At 47.8% G+C, this 17969-nt stretch carries 13 protein-coding genes; 9 read left to right on the top strand and 4 right to left on the bottom strand.

The window, feature by feature from the left end; genetic code table 11:
- The first annotated feature begins 98 nt into the window (after positions 1-98).
- From RA178_RS16595 to nagP, 8 genes are all read left to right on the top strand, one after another.
- Positions 99-1088, top strand: a complete 990-nt coding sequence (locus tag RA178_RS16595; RefSeq protein ID WP_306682890.1) for a substrate-binding periplasmic protein — start codon at positions 99-101, stop codon at positions 1086-1088.
- On the top strand, positions 1088-2575 hold the full coding sequence (locus tag RA178_RS16590) for a methyl-accepting chemotaxis protein (protein WP_306682888.1): 1488 nt from the start codon (positions 1088-1090) through the stop codon (positions 2573-2575). The genes RA178_RS16595 and RA178_RS16590 overlap by 1 nt, the downstream gene beginning before the upstream one ends.
- A gap of 28 nt (positions 2576-2603) precedes the next feature.
- Positions 2604-5402, top strand: coding sequence for a beta-N-acetylhexosaminidase (locus tag RA178_RS16585; protein ID WP_306682886.1), 2799 nt, complete (start codon positions 2604-2606; stop codon positions 5400-5402).
- A gap of 222 nt (positions 5403-5624) precedes the next feature.
- Positions 5625-6560, top strand: a complete 936-nt coding sequence (gene nagK, locus RA178_RS16580) for an N-acetylglucosamine kinase (protein ID WP_028760901.1) — start codon at positions 5625-5627, stop codon at positions 6558-6560.
- A 17-nt stretch (positions 6561-6577) separates the two neighbouring features.
- Complete coding sequence (nagB-II, locus tag RA178_RS16575; protein WP_263200159.1) at positions 6578-7576, top strand: glucosamine-6-phosphate deaminase NagB-II; 999 nt, start codon at positions 6578-6580, stop codon at positions 7574-7576.
- Between the two features lie 133 nt (positions 7577-7709).
- Positions 7710-8879 (top strand): N-acetylglucosamine-6-phosphate deacetylase, encoded by a 1170-nt coding sequence (gene nagA, locus RA178_RS16570; RefSeq protein ID WP_306682885.1) that lies wholly within the window; start codon positions 7710-7712, stop codon positions 8877-8879.
- Between the two features lie 173 nt (positions 8880-9052).
- Positions 9053-10207 (top strand): transmembrane glucosamine N-acetyltransferase NagX, encoded by a 1155-nt coding sequence (gene nagX / locus RA178_RS16565; protein ID WP_306682883.1) that lies wholly within the window; start codon positions 9053-9055, stop codon positions 10205-10207.
- A 327-nt stretch (positions 10208-10534) separates the two neighbouring features.
- Positions 10535-11833, top strand: coding sequence for an N-acetylglucosamine MFS transporter NagP (gene nagP, locus RA178_RS16560; protein ID WP_105252977.1), 1299 nt, complete (start codon positions 10535-10537; stop codon positions 11831-11833).
- A gap of 82 nt (positions 11834-11915) precedes the next feature.
- Here nagP and RA178_RS16555 read toward each other — a convergent pair whose 3' ends face one another.
- From RA178_RS16555 to aptA, 4 genes are all read right to left on the bottom strand, one after another.
- Complete coding sequence (locus tag RA178_RS16555; protein ID WP_131525457.1) at positions 11916-12638, bottom strand: TorF family putative porin; 723 nt, start codon at positions 12636-12638, stop codon at positions 11916-11918.
- 183 nt (positions 12639-12821) lie between these two features.
- The gene (locus RA178_RS16550) at positions 12822-13187 is read right to left on the bottom strand and encodes a cupin domain-containing protein (RefSeq protein ID WP_306682880.1); all 366 of its coding nucleotides are present in this window, start codon (positions 13185-13187) and stop codon (positions 12822-12824) included.
- Between the two features lie 30 nt (positions 13188-13217).
- Positions 13218-14708 (bottom strand): CoA-acylating methylmalonate-semialdehyde dehydrogenase, encoded by a 1491-nt coding sequence (locus RA178_RS16545; RefSeq protein ID WP_306682878.1) that lies wholly within the window; start codon positions 14706-14708, stop codon positions 13218-13220.
- A 69-nt stretch (positions 14709-14777) separates the two neighbouring features.
- A complete protein-coding gene (aptA, locus tag RA178_RS16540) occupies positions 14778-16115 on the bottom strand; it encodes an omega-aminotransferase AptA (RefSeq protein WP_306682876.1) in 1338 nt (445 codons plus the stop codon).
- 280 nt (positions 16116-16395) lie between these two features.
- On the opposite strand from aptA, the gene RA178_RS16535 reads away from it, so the two are divergent.
- A complete protein-coding gene (locus RA178_RS16535; RefSeq protein WP_263160875.1) occupies positions 16396-17892 on the top strand; it encodes an aldehyde dehydrogenase in 1497 nt (498 codons plus the stop codon).
- Positions 17893-17969 lie beyond the last annotated feature (77 nt).

The following is a 17969-nucleotide window of genomic DNA, read 5'->3' as shown; positions in this document are numbered from 1 at the left end:
CGGTATTACTCAACTGCCTACCTCAGCACTTGAACGTTAGCGGCATAGATAAATAAAACTCACTGGTATAAACCAGATAATAAAAGAGGTTGCAATTTATGGCGATTCATTTAACGGCTGCGATGCGTGTCATTGGCCATGTCGCACTCATCATGACAAGAAGAACGGCTTGCATACCCCTGTTTATAATGGCATTAGTGTTTTTTTCGGCATTTTCCTCTTTTGCTGTATTTGCTACCGACACAGCTATAAACCATTTAGCTTCAAATTCTGATGTGTCTAAATCGTCTGCACAGGTTTCAAAAAAAATCACCACCGCGATACAGCAGGAATGGTTACTAAAGTTACTTGATGAAGCACTGCGGCGCTCGGATTCGGGTTATCAAGCGCAAGAAATGTCGACTCAAATGAATCAAAAGCGCAAGGTCGAAGAAGCACTCGCTGGGACAGTCGACGTGTTTTGGAGCATGACCTCAAAAGAATTGGAAGAAACTGTGCTTCCCGTGCGCATTCCATTGTTTAAAGGGTTACTCGGTAATCGGCTGCTGATTATCCGGAAATCGGATGAGGCACGATTTGCTAATGTGAAAACCATGGCGGATTTTAGGCAGTTAAAGGCGGGGCAAAATCGTTATTGGCCCGATGCCACGATTTTAGAAGCCAATGGATTACCCGTCGTCACTAGCTATCAGTACACCAATTTATACTCCATGTTAGAAGGCGGGCGTTTCGATTATCTTGCCCTCGGCGCTCAGGAAATTGGCGAAGAACTCGCAAATCACCCCGATCCCGCACTTAAGGTCGATAGCCATATCCTGCTGCAATATCGCTCGCCAGCTTATTTCTTTGTTTCCCCTAAGCGCCCCGAACTTGCTGCTGCCATTTTAGCCGGGCTTGAAAGTATGGTAAGCGACGGCTCTTTTGATGAGATGTTTAATCGCGAGCTTAAAATTGAGCAACTGTACCGTGAGGCTAAGTTTGAACAACGGGTGATTATCCGTCTTGATACACCTGATTTAAGTCCATTAACACCAATAGAACGCACAGAATTATGGTTAGATCTTTTTAGTATGCAAGGTGCAAAATAATGAAAACATTAGCCTTAAAAGTACAGATTGGATTAGCGGCAGCAATTTTTATGATTGTTAGCGTTCTGTTCGGTGCATCTTACTGGTTGGCGAGCGATAAATTGGCTGCCAGTGAAACTGAGTTTGAAGAAAATACCGTCGCCAATTTACAAGTGACCATGGCGCAGCCCATCTTCACCTACGACTATGAACAAATCCAAGCCGTGCTATCTGTGATGCTTAAATCTGCGCAGATTTATCATATTGTCGTGAGTGACCATCGCGGTAAAGTGTTAGCCGAGAGTCAACAGGCTCAAACAGTGGCCGATGAGTATCTAGTGAAACGTGAAATTCAATTTGCTGATCAAGGTAACCCAACGGGCCAATTGGCTATTCAGTTTTCTATGTTGCCTATTCGCGCTCAGTTGTCAGATTTACTCTTAGGTTATTTCTTGCAGGCGTTGTTAATTCTCGGTGGCAGTTTATTTGTTATCTTCATTATTCTTAAACGTTTAGTGATTAATCCACTTGGGAATGTGGTCCGTGCTATGGAAGAAATTGCCAGCGGTGACGGCGATTTATGCCACAGATTACCCGTTGAGAGTCAGGATGAGATTGGTCAGCTTGCCAAGGCATTTAATGGTTTTGTTGAGCAAATTCACGGCACGATTTCCAGAGTGCACGAAACCTCAGGGCAATTACTGGGTGATGCCAAAGCGCTGGGGTCACTGTCGCAAACCAATAATGATCGCGTGCAAACCCAATTAAAAGAAACCGAGGCGGCAGTGACGGCTGTAACTCAGCTGAGCGCCAGTGCCAATGAAGTCGCCATTAATGCGAAACGCACCGCGGACGCGGCGAGTCAGGCCGATAAAGCGGTCGATGACAGTCAGCGTCAGTTCGATTCGGGATTAGACATTACTCGTAAACTGGCATCTGAATTAGCTCGCTCGGCATTGTTCGTTTCACAGTTACAGCAAGAAACGCAAAAGATTGATGAAGTCGTTGTAGTCATCAACAGTATTGCTGAACAGACCAACTTACTGGCGCTTAATGCTGCGATTGAAGCGGCGAGGGCGGGTGAACAAGGGCGCGGTTTTGCTGTGGTTGCCGACGAAGTGCGTACGCTGGCGAGCCGAACCCAACAGGCAACTGGTGAGATCCAGAAGATGATCCAGCAGGTCCAGAGCCGAGTGGCCGAAACGGTCACTGTGATGAAAGCGAGCCAAGCCCTCTCAACTCAGGGCGTTAACCGCTCAGAAGAAATTAAGTTAGTGCTTACTAAAGTGACTGATTTAGTCTCAAATATCAGTAATATGAACATCGAAGTTTCCCATGCGGCACAGGAGCAAACCTGCGTCACCGAAGCGATTTCTCGTACGTTAAATGATCTTGCCAATGTCTCAGGTTCAGCCTCACTCGATAGCGAGCACTTAGCGCACTCGAGCGAGCGACTGTTTCACCAAGGGGAAAGACTGCGGACGTTAGTAACTTCCTTCAGATTGTAGCCATTTCTGGAGCTAGATAAGGATAATCATGAAAAAAACACTTTCAGCAAGCGCCATTTTACTGGCTTTAGGATTAGCGGCCTGTTCCGAGGCGCCTGTGACGCCTTCCGCGGCGTCAGCCGATAAGGCTGTGGCTCAAACACAGCAAGCTCAGGACGCATTAACTCAAGCGCAGTTACAACAACTCGGGGATTCGTTAGTCGTAACTTACCGTGTTGTGACCAATGTGCCAGACGATAAGTGCCTAAAAGATAAAGCCGATGGTCGCTGTTTTGTCGCTCAAATTGATTTCGTGTCCGGTATGGATTTAGCCAGCCAAGATTGGGAAATCTATTTAAGCCAAATGCGCCCAGTGCAATCGGTTGAAAGCGGTGAGTTGACGATAACGCACGTTAAAGGCGATTTGCATCGTATTACGCCAACGGCTGCTTTTAAGGGATTTGTTAAGGGCGAGAAAAAGCAATTGACGTTCCGTGGTGAGCCGTGGCAATTGGCTGAAACCGACGCTATGCCAAACTATTACCTCGCAGCAAAAGGATTAGAACCCGTCATTATCGCCAGCACTCAAGTGGGTAAAGATGCCGAAACGGGTTTAGAGACGCGTCCGTATGTTGAAGGGTTTACGAATTTTAAAACCCAATATCAACGCACTGAAACGGATAAACTCGCGCCAGCCGATGCCGCGCAATTATTTAAAGACAATCAAAGCGTGAGTGAAGATGCCGCCTTGGCTGTGGATACCATTATCCCAACGCCACAAAAGGTGAAGATCCATTCAACAGATACACCAGTATCCCTTGCTGGTGGTATTAAGCTAGAATATCAGCAAGATAACCCAGAGCAAAAGAGTCAAGTTGCGGCAGCGGTGGCACGTTTAGCTCGCCTGGGTGTGGCTGAATCTGCGAGTGGCATTATCGTGAAATTTGCCAGCCAAAAAGGGGATGAGGGCAGTTATCGCTTAGATATTCAGCCAACTGAAATTGTGATCGCTGCCAATGATGCGACGGGCTTCTCTTACGGTTTGTCATCATTAGCAAGCCTTGTGGATGTGAATTCGCTGAAAGTGAATGCCATGACCATTGAAGACAGCCCACGTTATCCGTTTCGTGGTATGCACATTGATGTGGCACGTAATTTCCACAGCAAACAATTGTTGCTGGATTTGCTCGACCAAATGGCGGCTTATAAGCTCAATAAACTGCATTTACACATGGCTGACGATGAAGGTTGGCGACTCGAAATCGACGGGCTACCTGAGCTGACCGACATCGGTAGTAAACGTTGTCATGATCTTGCTGAAAATACCTGTCTGTTACCGCAACTGGGCAGTGGTCCTTTTGCGGAGTCGAGCGTTAATGGTTTCTATACTAAACAAGACTATATCGACATAGTGAAATATGCCGAGGCGCGTCAAATTCAAGTGATCCCATCAATGGATATGCCGGGTCATAGCCGCGCCGCGATTAAAGCGATGGATGCGCGTTTTCGTCGATTACAGGCTGAAGACGTAGAGCTTCAAAACACGGGCAAAGTGCAGGTTGTCCCTGTGCAGGAAACGGCAAATCAAGCTAACACAGCGGTAAAAGCGTTAGATGCGGGCGCTCGTCAATTGCAAGCTGAAGGAAAAACCACTGCAGCTGAGCAATATTTGTTATCCGATGCAAACGACAACACTGTTTATTCTTCAGTGCAATATTACGACGACAACACGCTTAACGTCTGCATGGAATCGACTTATCACTTTGTCGATAAAGTGATTGATGAAATTGCCAAGTTACACCAAGCCGCGGGTCAACCATTGACGCGTTACCACATTGGTGCCGATGAAACGGCGGGAGCTTGGAAACAATCTCCTCAGTGTTTAGCATTTGTCGCCAATAACGATAAAGGCGTTAAGTCGATAGATGACTTAGGCGCTTATTTTATTGAACGAATTTCGACTATGTTAGCGGCAAAAGGCATTGAAGCAGCAGGATGGAGCGATGGTATGAGCCATGTTCGCCCTGAGAATATGCCCGCTAAGGTGCAGTCTAATATTTGGGATGTGATTGCCCACAAAGGTCATTCGCGCGCCAATCAGCAGGCGAATCTCGGCTGGGAAACGGTGCTCTCTAATCCTGAGGTATTGTACTTTGACTTCCCCTATGAGGCCGATCCTAAAGAGCATGGCTATTACTGGGCTAGCCGCGCGACCAATAGCCATAAAGTTTTTAGCTTTATGCCTGATAATTTAGCCGCTAACGCCGAGCAATGGACCGATATTGAAAATCAGCCATTCGAAGCGGATGACAGAATAAAGCTTGTTGAGGCGGGTAAAAAAGTCTCGGGTCCAAGGGAGAAAGGCAAACCCTTTACTGGCTTGCAAGGGCAGGTTTGGAGTGAGTCGATTCGCAGTGACGATACGATTGAATACATGGTGTTTCCGCGTTTGTTGATGCTGGCCGAGCGTGCTTGGCATCAAGCTGCGTGGGAAGTGCCTTATCAGTATCAAGGCGCTGTGTATAACCAAAGCTCTGGGGCTTTTACCTTAGCCATGCGTGATGCACAGGCAAAGGAGTGGCAACAACTTGCGAATACCTTGGGCCACAAAGAGTTTATCAAGCTAGATAAAGCGGGGATTGATTATCGCGTACCGACGGTCGGCGCCGAGATCCGTGACGGTAAACTGTTTGCCAATATTGCCTATCCCGGCCTTAAACTCGAATACCGTAGCCTCAATGGCCAATGGCAAGCTTATCAAGCGGGATTGGCGGTCACTGCACCGATTGAGATCCGTGCCATTGCGGCCGATGGTATTCGTAAAGGCCGAAGTTTAATCGTTAACTAAATCGTTTTTATATCTGGCTGTATTTTAAAGATAAAATACAGCCTTTTTGTTTTTCTGTGTCAGTGATTGCCTAAATTTGATTTTAGATCATAAATCACTTAAAAAAGTAAATGACAACGCTGTCATTTTTGCTGTAACATTGAGTTAACTAAAGTTGAGCGCTGTATTAACGGCAAATAATAAGCAACGGTAGCGCTGCATTGATAGGTGAAGAGGGGTGTCATGGGGTTAGTCCAGACAAAAGATCAACCACTGTTTATAGGTGTAGATGGAGGCGGTAGTAAATGCCGAGCCACCATCTACTGCGCAGACGGTACCGTTTTAGGGACAGGTGTTGCAGGACGTGCAAATCCACTGCATGGTCTCACACAAACATTTGAATCCATTGAAGCATCGACTCGCCTGGCGTTGCTGGATGCGGGCATGAACGAGAGCGATAGTCACTTGCTGGTGGCGGGTCTTGGTCTTGCTGGCGTAAATGTCCCTAGGTTATATCAAGATGTTATCAACTGGCAGCATCCTTTTGCAGCCATGTATGTCACTACCGATTTGCATACGGCTTGTATTGGTGCCCACCGCGGTGCCGATGGCGCGGTGATCATCACGGGTACTGGCTCTTGCGGTTATGCCCATGTTGGTGATACCAGCTTGAGTATTGGTGGTTATGGTTTTGCATTGGGCGATAAGGGCAGCGGTGCTTGGCTTGGATTAAAAGCTGCGGAACACGTGCTGTTAGCACTCGATGGCTTTGCCGTACCAACTCGATTAACCGATATGCTGTTGAATGAGTTTGGTGTCACCGATGCGCTAGGCATTGTCGAAAATCTAGCGGGTAAATCATCAAGTTGCTACGCCGCATTAGCCAGAAGCGTACTCGATTGTGCCAATGAAGGTGACGCAGTCGCGACTGCCATAGTGCAAGAAGGTGCTGATTATATTAGCGAAATGGCGCGTAAGTTATTTAGCTTAAATCCGGTGCGTTTTTCTATGATCGGTGGTCTTGCTGAGCCTTTACAAGCTTGGCTCGGTGCCGATGTGGTCGCTAAGATTTCAGAAACCTTAGCACCACCCGAACTCGGTGCTATGTATTTCGCCCAGCAAGAATTTAATAAGTCGTTGTCAGTGCACATAGGCACTGAAGCCAAATCCTGTATTTGAACGTGAAGGTAAAAGACATGACAAACACTATTATGGAACAAGAAGCACGCACTGCACCGCAAAAAATTGCGGGTCAATTAGAAGCTAACGCTGACATCATGCAGCAGTTAGGTGAGAAACTGCGCGCCTTCGCCCCTCGTTTTGTGATGATAGTAGGTCGCGGCTCATCGGATCATGCGGGAGTGTTCGCTAAATACTTATTTGAAATTGAAGCGGGTGTACCGACCTTCGCCGCCGCACCTTCAGTGGCGAGTGTGTATGGTAAAACCTTGAAACTCGAAGGCGCGTTAGTGATTGTGATTTCACAATCTGGCCGTAGCCCTGACATTTTAGCGCAGGCGCGTATGGCAAAAAATGCTGGTGCTTTCTGTGTTGCCTTAGTGAATGATGAAAGTGCACCGATTAAAGATATCGTCGATGTCGTTGTGCCTTTACGTGCAGGTGAAGAAAAAGCCGTTGCTGCGACTAAGAGTTACCTCGCGACCTTGTCGGCGATTTTACAACTCGCCGCCGCTTGGACTCAAAGCGAATCGCTCGCTAGCGCCGTAGCGTCTTTACCCCAAGCGCTGCAAACGGCGGTGGATGCTGAGCCACAACTCACGCCAGAATCCGTTGCTGACGTGAAGAACTTAGTCGTACTCGGCCGTGGTTTAGGTTATGCGGTATCTAAGGAAATCGCGCTTAAGCTAAAAGAAGTGTGTTCAATTCATGCTGAAGCATTCAGTAGCGCCGAGTTCCTCCACGGTCCTGTGACCTTAGTTGAGAAAAAACTCACTATTGTTGATGTGTGCATTGGCGATGAATCCTACGCTAGCCATATTGAACAAATTGAAAACGTGAGCCAACGCGGCGCCGATTTAGTGCATCTGAATCAAACCTCGACCGACATTCACCCTCGTGTTGCTCCGTTAGCGTTATTACAACGATTCTATATCGATGTGGCAGTGGTTGCGATTGCCCGCGGTATCGATCCCGATCAACCGGCTGGCCTTAAAAAAGTGACCCAAACGCTTTAAGCTGCCTAGCTTTAAGTGGCAAAGTCTAAGAGGTCTAGGTAGGCTGCACGATTAAGCATCTGCAGCTAAACCCACGCGGTTAACCTAATTTTAGCCTTAAGCTAACCACGTTATTTATTGAAAGAGGTTTGCGATGAAAATCACCTTGATCGCCGAGCGTATTTTTGATGGTGAATATTTCCATCAAGATGTTCCTGTAACTGTTGAAGACGGGCACATTCTGGCGTTTGATACGGTTGTTGGCGCGAAGGAAATCCGCCAAGCTGGAACGCTGGTGCCTGGTTTTATCGATGTGCAAGTGAACGGCGGCGGCGGGGCGTTATTCAATGCCGATCCGAGTGTTGATTGCATTGAGACTATCGGCCGTGCCCATGCGCGTTTTGGTACGACGGGATTTTTACCCACGCTTATCACCGATGATGTCAGCGTGATGGCAAATGCGGCCGATGCTGTGGCCGAGGCTTTAGTCAAAGGTAGCGCTGGCGTTTTAGGGGTGCATTTTGAAGGACCACATTTATCTGTGCCTAAAAAAGGTGTACATCCGCAGGGTTTTATTCGCGAAATCACCGATGCTGAACTCGCGGTATTTTGTCGTCAAGATCTGGGGATTAAAGTGGTCACGCTTGCGCCTGAGAATGTGTCACCAGAGGTGATCCGCACGCTTGTCGCCTCGGGCGTTAAGGTGTGTTTGGGTCATTCTAATGCCGACTACGATACTGTGGTTGCGGCATTAGCGGCAGGCGCGACGGGCTTTACCCATCTTTATAATGCGATGTCACCACTGGGTTCCCGTGAGCCGGGCATGGTTGGCGCGGCGATTGAGAGTGAAACCGCTTGGTGTGGTTTGATTGTCGATGGTCACCATGTGCATCCCGCTGCGGCAAAGGTTGCACTAAGGGCAAAACCGAGAGGTAAAATGATGTTAGTCACTGATGCTATGCCGCCTGTCGGTATGGACGATGAGACTAGCTTCGAGCTTTTTGGTACTCGAGTGCTGAGAGTCGGCGACAGATTAAATGCCGTGACAGGTGAGCTGGCGGGTTGTGTGCTCGATATGGCGACTGCGGTCAATAATACGGTCAACTTGTTGGGTTTACCTTTGGCGGAAGCCTTGAGAATGGCGGCGTTATATCCCGCGCAGTTCCTCGGGATTGAGCATAAAGCTGGCCGTTTAGCACTGGGACATAGGGCTGATTTTGTTTTGCTCGATGCGCAGAACAAAGTGCAGGCAAACTACATTGCGGGACGGGCAGTCTATTCAGGGCCGATTTATGCGGGCCAGGCAATAGGGGCACACCCTTAAATCGCTTTCGCAGTTTAGGTGATGTGTAACAATTGGCCCTTGTCGTATTTTGGTGACAGGGGCTAAGTTTTTTTATTGTACAGCACTCATTTTAAACAGTATTAGTTTTGTACAGTATTAGTTTTGCTCAACTTTTATAAAAGCTTTTAATAACAATAATAAAGGATGATGGCATGGGGACGACACAGACAAACGCAATTGCGCCAGTAAAGGTGAATAAACCCAGGTTGATGTCGCTGGATGTACTGCGCGGCTTTGATATGTTTTGGATTTTGGGTGGTGAGGCCCTGTTTGGTGGCTTGCTTATTTTAACGGGCTGGGCAGGTTGGCAATGGGGCGATGAACAAATGCACCATAGCCAATGGCATGGGTTTCGGTTTTACGATTTAATCTTTCCGCTGTTTATTTTCCTCTCTGGTGTGGCCTTAGGTTTATCTCCCAAACGTTTAGATAAATTACCGATGAAGGAGCGATTACCTGTGTATCGTCATGGGATTAAACGACTCTTTTTATTGCTGTTACTGGGCATTTTATACAATCACGGTTGGGGAACGGGCGCGCCTGCCGATCCTGAAAAAATTCGCTATGCCAGTGTGTTAGGCCGAATCGCTTTTGCATGGTTCTTTGCCGCATTACTGGTGTGGCATACGAGTCTACGAACGCAAGTTATTGTCGCCTTGGGCATTTTGCTCGGTTATGGCGCAATGCAACTTTGGTTGCCTTTCCCCGGTGGACTGGCGGGCGTGCTCTTGCCAACGGAATCCATCAATGCCTATGTCGATTCGATGTTATTACCCGGCATAAGCTATCAGGGACGCACGCCCGATCCTGAAGGTTTACTGTCGACCATCCCTGCCATAGTCAATGCGTTAGCGGGTGTGTTTGTCGGCCACTTTATTGTTAAATCCCATCCTAAAGGTGAGTGGGTCAAAGTGGGATTACTCGCCGCAGCGGGTGGTGCTTGCTTAGCCTTAGGTTGGCTGTTGGATCTTATTATTCCGGTCAATAAAGATCTGTGGACCAGTTCATTTGTGCTGGTGACGTCGGGCTGGAGCATGATCCTGCTGGCGGCATTCTATGCATTAGTCGATGTGCTTAAGTGGCAAAAAACCGCATTTTTCTTTGTGGTGATTGGCACCAACGCCATCATTATTTACCTAGCGTCGAGTTTAGTGGATTGGAAATATATCGCCCAAAGCGTGTTTGGCGGCTTAGTGATGGCCTTGCCTGAAAGCGCTCAAGCGTTAGCTGCAGTTATCAGCTTACTTGCGGTGCAGTGGCTGGTGTTATATTGGATGTATCACCGCAATATTTTTGTCAGAATTTAGTCTGTTTGCTTAATAGCTTGAGCCGCACGCACTCAGTGTCTGCGGCTTTTTTTACATTATTTTCTGGATGTGAGTCATCACTTACTTATAACTTAGCTGTCGGCCTATTAATGATTACGAGGGAATATTCGCGAGAATTTATTAAATGACAGCGTTGTCTTTTTGTGTTATTTGTTTTAACATCACTGAAACAATGGTGCGTTTGGATGATAACATTAGCCATTGCGGACGAGTCGCGATACGGATATTCGGGAACTTAGGCATTAATTTAAACCCCGTTATCACCTAAATAAATAATTAATTACTATAAGAAGCAGGTTTATGGAAATGACACTCGATAAAAGCCAGCAGAAAAGCAGCTTTCTCCCCATGGCCATAGTGGCCGCTCTCTTTTTCATCCTCGGATTCGCCACTTGGTTGAATGGTTCTTTGATGCCTTATTTGAAACAAATATTGCAACTCAATCCCTTTCAAGCGTCGTTGATCCTGTTTTCTTTTTACATTGCAGTGACCTTTACTGCCTTGCCATCCGCTTGGCTTATTCGCAAAGTCGGCTATAAGAATGGTATGGCGATAGGCATGGGCGTGATGATGTTGGCGGGCTTACTGTTTATCCCTGCTGCGGAAACACAAATATTTGCCTTATTCCTTTTCGCCCAATTAGTGATGGGCGCAGGCCAAACCCTATTACAAACTGCGGTTAACCCTTATGTGGTGCGTTTGGGGCCTGAAGAATCTGCGGCCGCCCGTGTCAGTGTGATGGGTATTTTGAATAAAGGTGCGGGTGTGATTGCGCCTTTGGTGTTTTCGGCGTTGATTTTAGACAGCTTTAAAGACCGTATTGGTACTGAGCTAACTCAAGTGCAAATTGAAGAAATGGCTGACGGTTTAGTATTCCCCTATTTAGGCATGGCCATTTTTATCGGTATCTTAGCGCTCGCGGTAAAAAAATCACCTTTGCCAGAGTTGTTGAATGAAGATGAAGCTGCTGAAAATACTGATAAAGGGCAACTTAAAGCGGCATTATCTCACCCTAACTTAGCCTTTGGCGTGTTAGCGCTGTTTGTTTATGTTGCTGTAGAGGTTATTGCTGGCGATACCATTGGTACATTTGCTTTGTCTTTAGGCATAGAGTCATACGGTGTTATGACTTCCTATACTATGGTGTGTATGGTGTTGGGTTATTCTTTAGGTATCCTGTTAATTCCTCGTTTTATTTCACAGCCTAAGGCTTTGATGGTGTCGGCTATTCTGGGTTTGTTACTGACGTGCGGTATTTTGTTTGGCGACAATAATTCCTACGCTATTGCTAATGTTTTGTTAGTGCCTTTTGGCGGTGTGGCGCTGCCCGATACTTTGTTGATGATTGCTTTTCTTGGTTTAGCTAATGCGATTGTTTGGCCTGCTGTGTGGCCGCTAGCTTTGTCTGGTATGGGTAAATTGACTAGTACAGGTTCTGCGCTTCTCATCATGGGGATTGCAGGTGGCGCCTTTGGTCCAGTGTCTTGGGGGTTAATGAGTTCGGCGACAGATATGGGTATGCAGGGCGGTTATATTGTGATGTTGCCATGCTACCTGTTCATCCTGTTCTACGCGGTGAAAGGCCATAAAATGCGCAGTTGGTAGTCAAATCTGTTTGAACAGCTAAAAAGAAGCCCTCGATGATGAGGGCTTTTTTGTGTCTTAGTTCATCTAACCTAAGGCGAAATTAGAACGCGTAACTTACGCTCGCAAGCACGGTATCTGAGTTTTTGAATGCACCGTCAGAGACCTTTTGGTCACCGCTGAGATCTGTGCCCAACCAAGCTAATGAAAGTCCAAAGCCTGCCAATTCGGTCGATACGCCAACAGAGTAATCTGAGTAGCTATCAAAACCTTCACCATCATCTAAGGCATCACCCACGTTATAGCCGTAGTGCAGATCGAGACTCCAGTTTTCAACAAATTCGTAGGAGTAGTTTAGCTCTCCATAGTGATAATCTAAGTCAGTACCACCGTAATCATTGGTAAACCAATAGGCTAGGCGAAAGCCCTTAAATTCCATACCCGTAATCACTTCGAAATAACCTATATCACTCTCGCCTGAGTAGTTATAACGGTTAAGGGTGATGTCGTAGGTCAGATCTTCGTTGATCTCACCACCATAGGCGACATAGAAATCGTATTCGATCGCTGGGCCGTTATAACCTGGCTCATCAAAGTCCACGTTACTTGCCCAAGCCCCGACAGAGAAACCCGAATCAAAGCTCCAATCGATACCACCTTGCAGGGCAGGATCGCCAGCGGTTTGTGATACGCCGCGAAAACGATAGTCGTTAGTAAGACTAATTTCCCCAGTCACTTCGGCGGCGACCATGCCGGAGAATAGGGTCGTGGTTAGCGCGAGTCCGACAAGCTGTACCAGCCGTTTTTTTTTCAGATTATTATGCACGGTATTTCTCCCATTTTCTTTGTTGACTCGGACGTGTTACTGGCGACCATGGTTATTCAATCGCGCCAGTGCATCCGTTGGTTTGCCAAACAACAGCCTAGGAAAACCCGTTGCTGTGACCTCATGGCGAGTTATTGCTAAGATAACTTAGCTTTTTTGAGGCTAACATCAGCCTCGTTGATCTCACTTTTGTTCGAAAATGACGTAAACCTTGCGGCAGGGCTCCACGACTTCCCAAGTGCCTTGAAAACCCGCGGGTATGATAAACCTGTCACCCACAGTGAACGTCTGCGATTGACCTTGAAGATCTGTGATAACACTCATCCCTTCGAGGATTTCGCAGTACTCGTATTCAGTGTAGTTTATTTTCCAAGCGCCTGATTCACTTTGCCAAATTCCACTGTGAAATTGATCACAAGGGCTAGAATAATGATTCTCTAGCCCTTGAGTTGGATTGCCTGCTAACAACTTTTCCGCCGGTAACAGATAGGTTTCGACGGGTGTTTGCGCCGTAGCAAAGCGAATAATGGCGTTGATACTCACAGTCATTTGCGATTTCCTTGTTGAGCTGACATTCGGCTATTTCATCGTTGGCATCACAAACTCGGCTTGAGTCTGTTTACCCACGGGCCAGCGGGCAGTTATTGCCTTACGCTTGGTATAAAAACGCACGCCATCGGGGCCATGCATATGCAGCGGCCCAAACAGTGAGCGCTTCCAACCGCCAAAACTGTGGAACGCCATCGGCACCGGGATCGGCACGTTCACTCCAACCATACCGACTTGTACGTGGTGACAGAAATGTCGCGCCGCTTCACCACTTTGGGTGAAAATCGCCGTGCCATTGCCAAATTCGTGTTGGTTAATCAGCTCAAGCGCCGCCTGATAATCTTTCACGCGCACAATCGCCAGCACTGGCCCAAAGATTTCTTCGCGGTAGATGCTCATATCTGGCGTGACATGGTCGAACAAACAGGCGCCGAGGAAATAACCCTGCTGATGATCATCCACACTCAGTTTACGGCCATCGACCAGCAGCACTGCGCCTTCTTGCACACCGGCTTCAACATATTGGGTGACCTTAGCAAGGTGTTGTTTTGAGATCAGTGGCCCCATTTCCATCTCTGGCACCAGGCCGTTGCCGACTTTTAAGGTTTGGATTTGCGGTAGCAGTTTTTCCACTAACGCGTCGCCCACATCGCCTACCGCCAGCACGACTGAAATCGCCATACAACGCTCACCAGCACTGCCGTAAGCGGCACCCATTAAGGCGCTAACGGCTTGATCTAAATCCGCATCTGGCATGAGTAACATATGGTTTTTCGCGCCGCCTAAGGCTTGCACGCGTTTGCCATGTTTAGAGGCTGTGCTGTAGATGTATTCAGCAATCGGCGTTGAGCCTACAAAGCTCACCGCTTGCACATCTTTATGGGTGAGTAAGGTATCGACGGCTTCTTTGTCGCCGTTAATCACGTTAAACACGCCATCGGGAAGACCCGCTTCTTTAAGCAGCTCGGCAATCCGCATCACCGAGCTTGGGTCTTTTTCCGAGGGTTTCATAATAAAGGTGTTACCGCAGGCAATCGCGATTGGGAACATCCACATGGGAACCATCACGGGGAAGTTAAAGGGCGCTATGCCTGCGACAACACCTAAAGCTTGATTAACTGACCAAGAATCGACGCCGCCACCCACTTGCTGGGTGTGTTCACCTTTAAGCAAGTGCGGAATACCACAGGCAAATTCGACCACTTCGAGACCTCGGATCAACTCGCCCTTAGCATCGTCTATCACTTTTCCGTGCTCGCGGGTGATAAGTTGCGCCATTTCATCTAGGTGCTGCTCAACTAAGGCTTTGAATTTAAACAGTACTCGAGCACGGTTGAGCGGCGTGACTTGCGACCAGGTTTCAAAGGCGTTTTTTGCGATCGCGATGGCTTCACCCACTTCAGTTTCGCTTGCGAGTGAGACTTGGCCACGTAGTTCACCCGTGGCGGGTTCAAAAATATCTTGGGTTCTGGTACTGGCAGGGGTGTGCTGACCATTAACAAAGTGAGTGATCTTGAGCATAGTTAACCTTTGAAGTTCCCCGCCGCAGCGGGGTGTTAAATGTGAGAGTAGAACGAACCGCTGGTGCTATCATCCAACGGCGTTAATGGCATCGCTTAGGCTATTAACCATTTGGTCAATCTCGCGTTTATCGACAATCAGTGGTGGTGACATGGCAATAATGTCGCCCGTGGCTCGCACTAAAGTGCCGTGGCGGAAGCAGTGTTCAAACACGCCGTAACCCCGTTTACCCGCGCCTTGAGCGTTAGGGGAGAATTGAATCCCCGCCACTAATCCTGTGTTGCGGATATCAATCACATTCGGCAACCCTTTGAGGCTGTGCACTGCGTCTTCAAAGTAGCGTTCAAGCTCAAAACTGCGCTCGAATAATTGCTCATGCTCATAAATTGATAGTGTGGCAAGTGCGGCTGCTGCTGCGACTGGATGACCGGAATAGGTGTAACCGTGGAAAAACTCAATCAGCTCAGTAGGGCCTTGCATGCAAGTGTCGTGGATAAAATCTTGCACAAACACTGCACCCATAGGGATGGCGCCGTTATTGATGGCTTTAGCCGTGGTGATTATATCTGGGATAACGCCCCAACGCTGACTCGCAAAGGCGGCGCCAACGCGGCCAAAAGCGGTAATGACTTCGTCAAAAATCAGTAGGATGCCATGCTTTTTAGTGATTTCACGTAGACGTTTTAAGTAACCTTGTGGCGGTAATATTACCCCTGCCGAACCCGACATAGGTTCAACGATTACGGCGGCAATATTCTCGGCGCCATGCAGGGTCACTAGTTGTTCTAAAACCTCGGCTTTTTCAGCGCCAAAGTGTGAGAGTCCACGGGTAAATGCCGCATTTTGGATATCTAAGGTATGAGGTAAGTGATCGACGCCTTGCAGTAATTGGCCGCTAAATGCTTTGCGGTTATTGCTTAATCCACCTACAGAGATGCCACCAAAGCCGACACCGTGGTAACCCATTTCTCGGCCGATAAAGCGGGTGCGTGAGGCTTGACCGTTGGCTCTGTGATAGCAAAGTGCCATCTTAAGCGCAGTATCGACGGACTCAGAACCTGAGTTAGTAAAGAAGATTTTGTTCAATCCCTCAGGACTGAGCTCGACTAACCGCTCGGCAAGTTCAAAGGCAATAGGATGACCCATTTGGAAGGAGGGCGCGTAGTCCATCTCTTTAATTTGTTTGCTGACCGCTTCGCTGATTTCTTTGCGACCATGGCCTGCGTTACAACACCATAAACCTGCGGTAGCATCTAACACTTTATTACCATCAATATCCGTGTAATACATGCCTTCGGCCTTGGCGAGTAACCGCGGACTGGCTTTGAATTGGCGGTTAGCGGTAAAAGGCATCCAGAAATGTTCAAGTGAGGGTGCGCTTGAGGAATTGAGCGGCAAATCGGCCATAGTGTCTACCTTGTCCTGTATTTTCAGGTCTTGTTTTAGGGTGGCTAATATTTGCTATGCTATGTTAGAAATAATGAACATGGAAGAGCCGTGTGCAGTTATTTGTGGCAAAAAAGCTATTTTTGTAAAAAATATTGAATTTTATTGCTTAAACAGCGTAACCTGAAGCTCGGATTATGACTGTGATGATGTTTAGCATTTGCGTTAAAGTCGTCACAGACCACTATTTTCTTGTCGATGAACGATAAACCACACCTATACGAATTATTAAGAGGTCATCATGAGCACACCGAAGAAACGCAGCGAATGGGAAAGTCTGGCTGCCAGCCTGTCTATTAATGGTAAGGCGTTTATCAATGGCGAATACCAAGATGCCGTTTCGGGTAACACCTTTGATTGTATTAGTCCTATTGATGGTCGCTTGTTGGTAAAAGTGGCGAGTTGCGATCTTGCAGATGCTAATCTTGCGGTTGCTAATGGCCGCAGCGTATTCGAGTCTGGTGTTTGGTCGCAGCAGTCTCCGGTAAAGCGCAAACAAGTGATGATACGTTTCGCCGAGTTACTGGAGGAAAATGCCAATGAACTCGCGCTGTTAGAAACCCTCGACATGGGTAAACCAATTCGTTTCTCCAAAGCGGTGGATGTGGCGGGTGCTGCCCGTGCGATTCGCTGGTCTGGCGAAGCGATTGATAAAATTTACGATGAACTCGCGCCAACGGCTCACAATGAAATTGGCATGATCACCCGTGAGCCTGTGGGGGTTGTCGCCGCGATTGTTCCGTGGAACTTCCCAATGCTGATGGCGTGTTGGAAGCTCGGGCCCGCGCTGGCCACGGGTAATAGTGTAGTATTAAAACCCTCTGAAAAGTCACCCTTAACGGCTATCCGTATGGCGCAACTGGCTATTGAAGCTGGGATCCCAAAAGGCGTACTCAACGTGTTGCCAGGATTTGGTCATACTGTGGGTAAAGCCTTAGCGTTGCATATGGATGTGGATACGCTGGTTTTCACAGGTTCCACCAAAATTGCCAAGCAATTAATGATTTACGCTGGTGAGTCGAACATGAAACGCGTGTGGCTAGAGGCGGGAGGCAAGAGCCCTAATATCGTCTTTAATGACGCGCCAGATCTCAAAGCCGCTGCTGTTGCTGCTGCCGAAGCCATTGCTTTTAACCAAGGTGAAGTTTGCACCGCAGGTTCGCGTTTGCTGGTGGAGTCCGGGGTTAAAGATGAGCTTATCGCGCTTATCGCAGAGGAGCTAGCCTCATGGCATCCAGGGCATCCACTCGATCCCGCCACTGTGAGCGGCGCCGTTGTTGATAAACAACAGTTAGACACAGTACTCAGTTATATCAAAGCGGGTAAAGACGAAGGTGCAACCTTAGTCCACGGTGGCTGCCAAGTTATGGCCGACACGGGTGGTGTGTATGTGCAGCCAACGGTATTTTCTAACGTAAACAATCAGATGAAAATTGCCAGCGAAGAGATCTTCGGTCCTGTGTTATCTGTCATTGAATTTAATGGCATGGAAGAGGCGATATCGATAGCCAACGATACCATCTACGGCTTAGCTGCTGGCGTGTGGACTTCGGATATTAGCAAGGCCCATAAAACAGCCAAAGCCCTTCGCTCTGGCATGGTGTGGATCAACCATTACGATGGCGGCGACATGACAGCGCCATTTGGTGGCTATAAACAATCAGGTAATGGCCGAGATAAATCTCTGCACTCCTTCGACAAATACACAGAACTGAAAGCGACCTGGATCGTGTTATAAGCGGACTATTTTTATAACCGCTCTTTTTTGTCTATATTTGTCTATATAAGAGAAGGAGCCGCTTTCGCCCAATACTA

It is taken from the genome of Shewanella oncorhynchi, assembly GCF_030848765.1.
Classification (GTDB): Bacteria; Pseudomonadota; Gammaproteobacteria; order Enterobacterales; family Shewanellaceae; genus Shewanella; species Shewanella oncorhynchi.
This window is presented reverse-complemented; position numbering and strand designations above follow the sequence as displayed.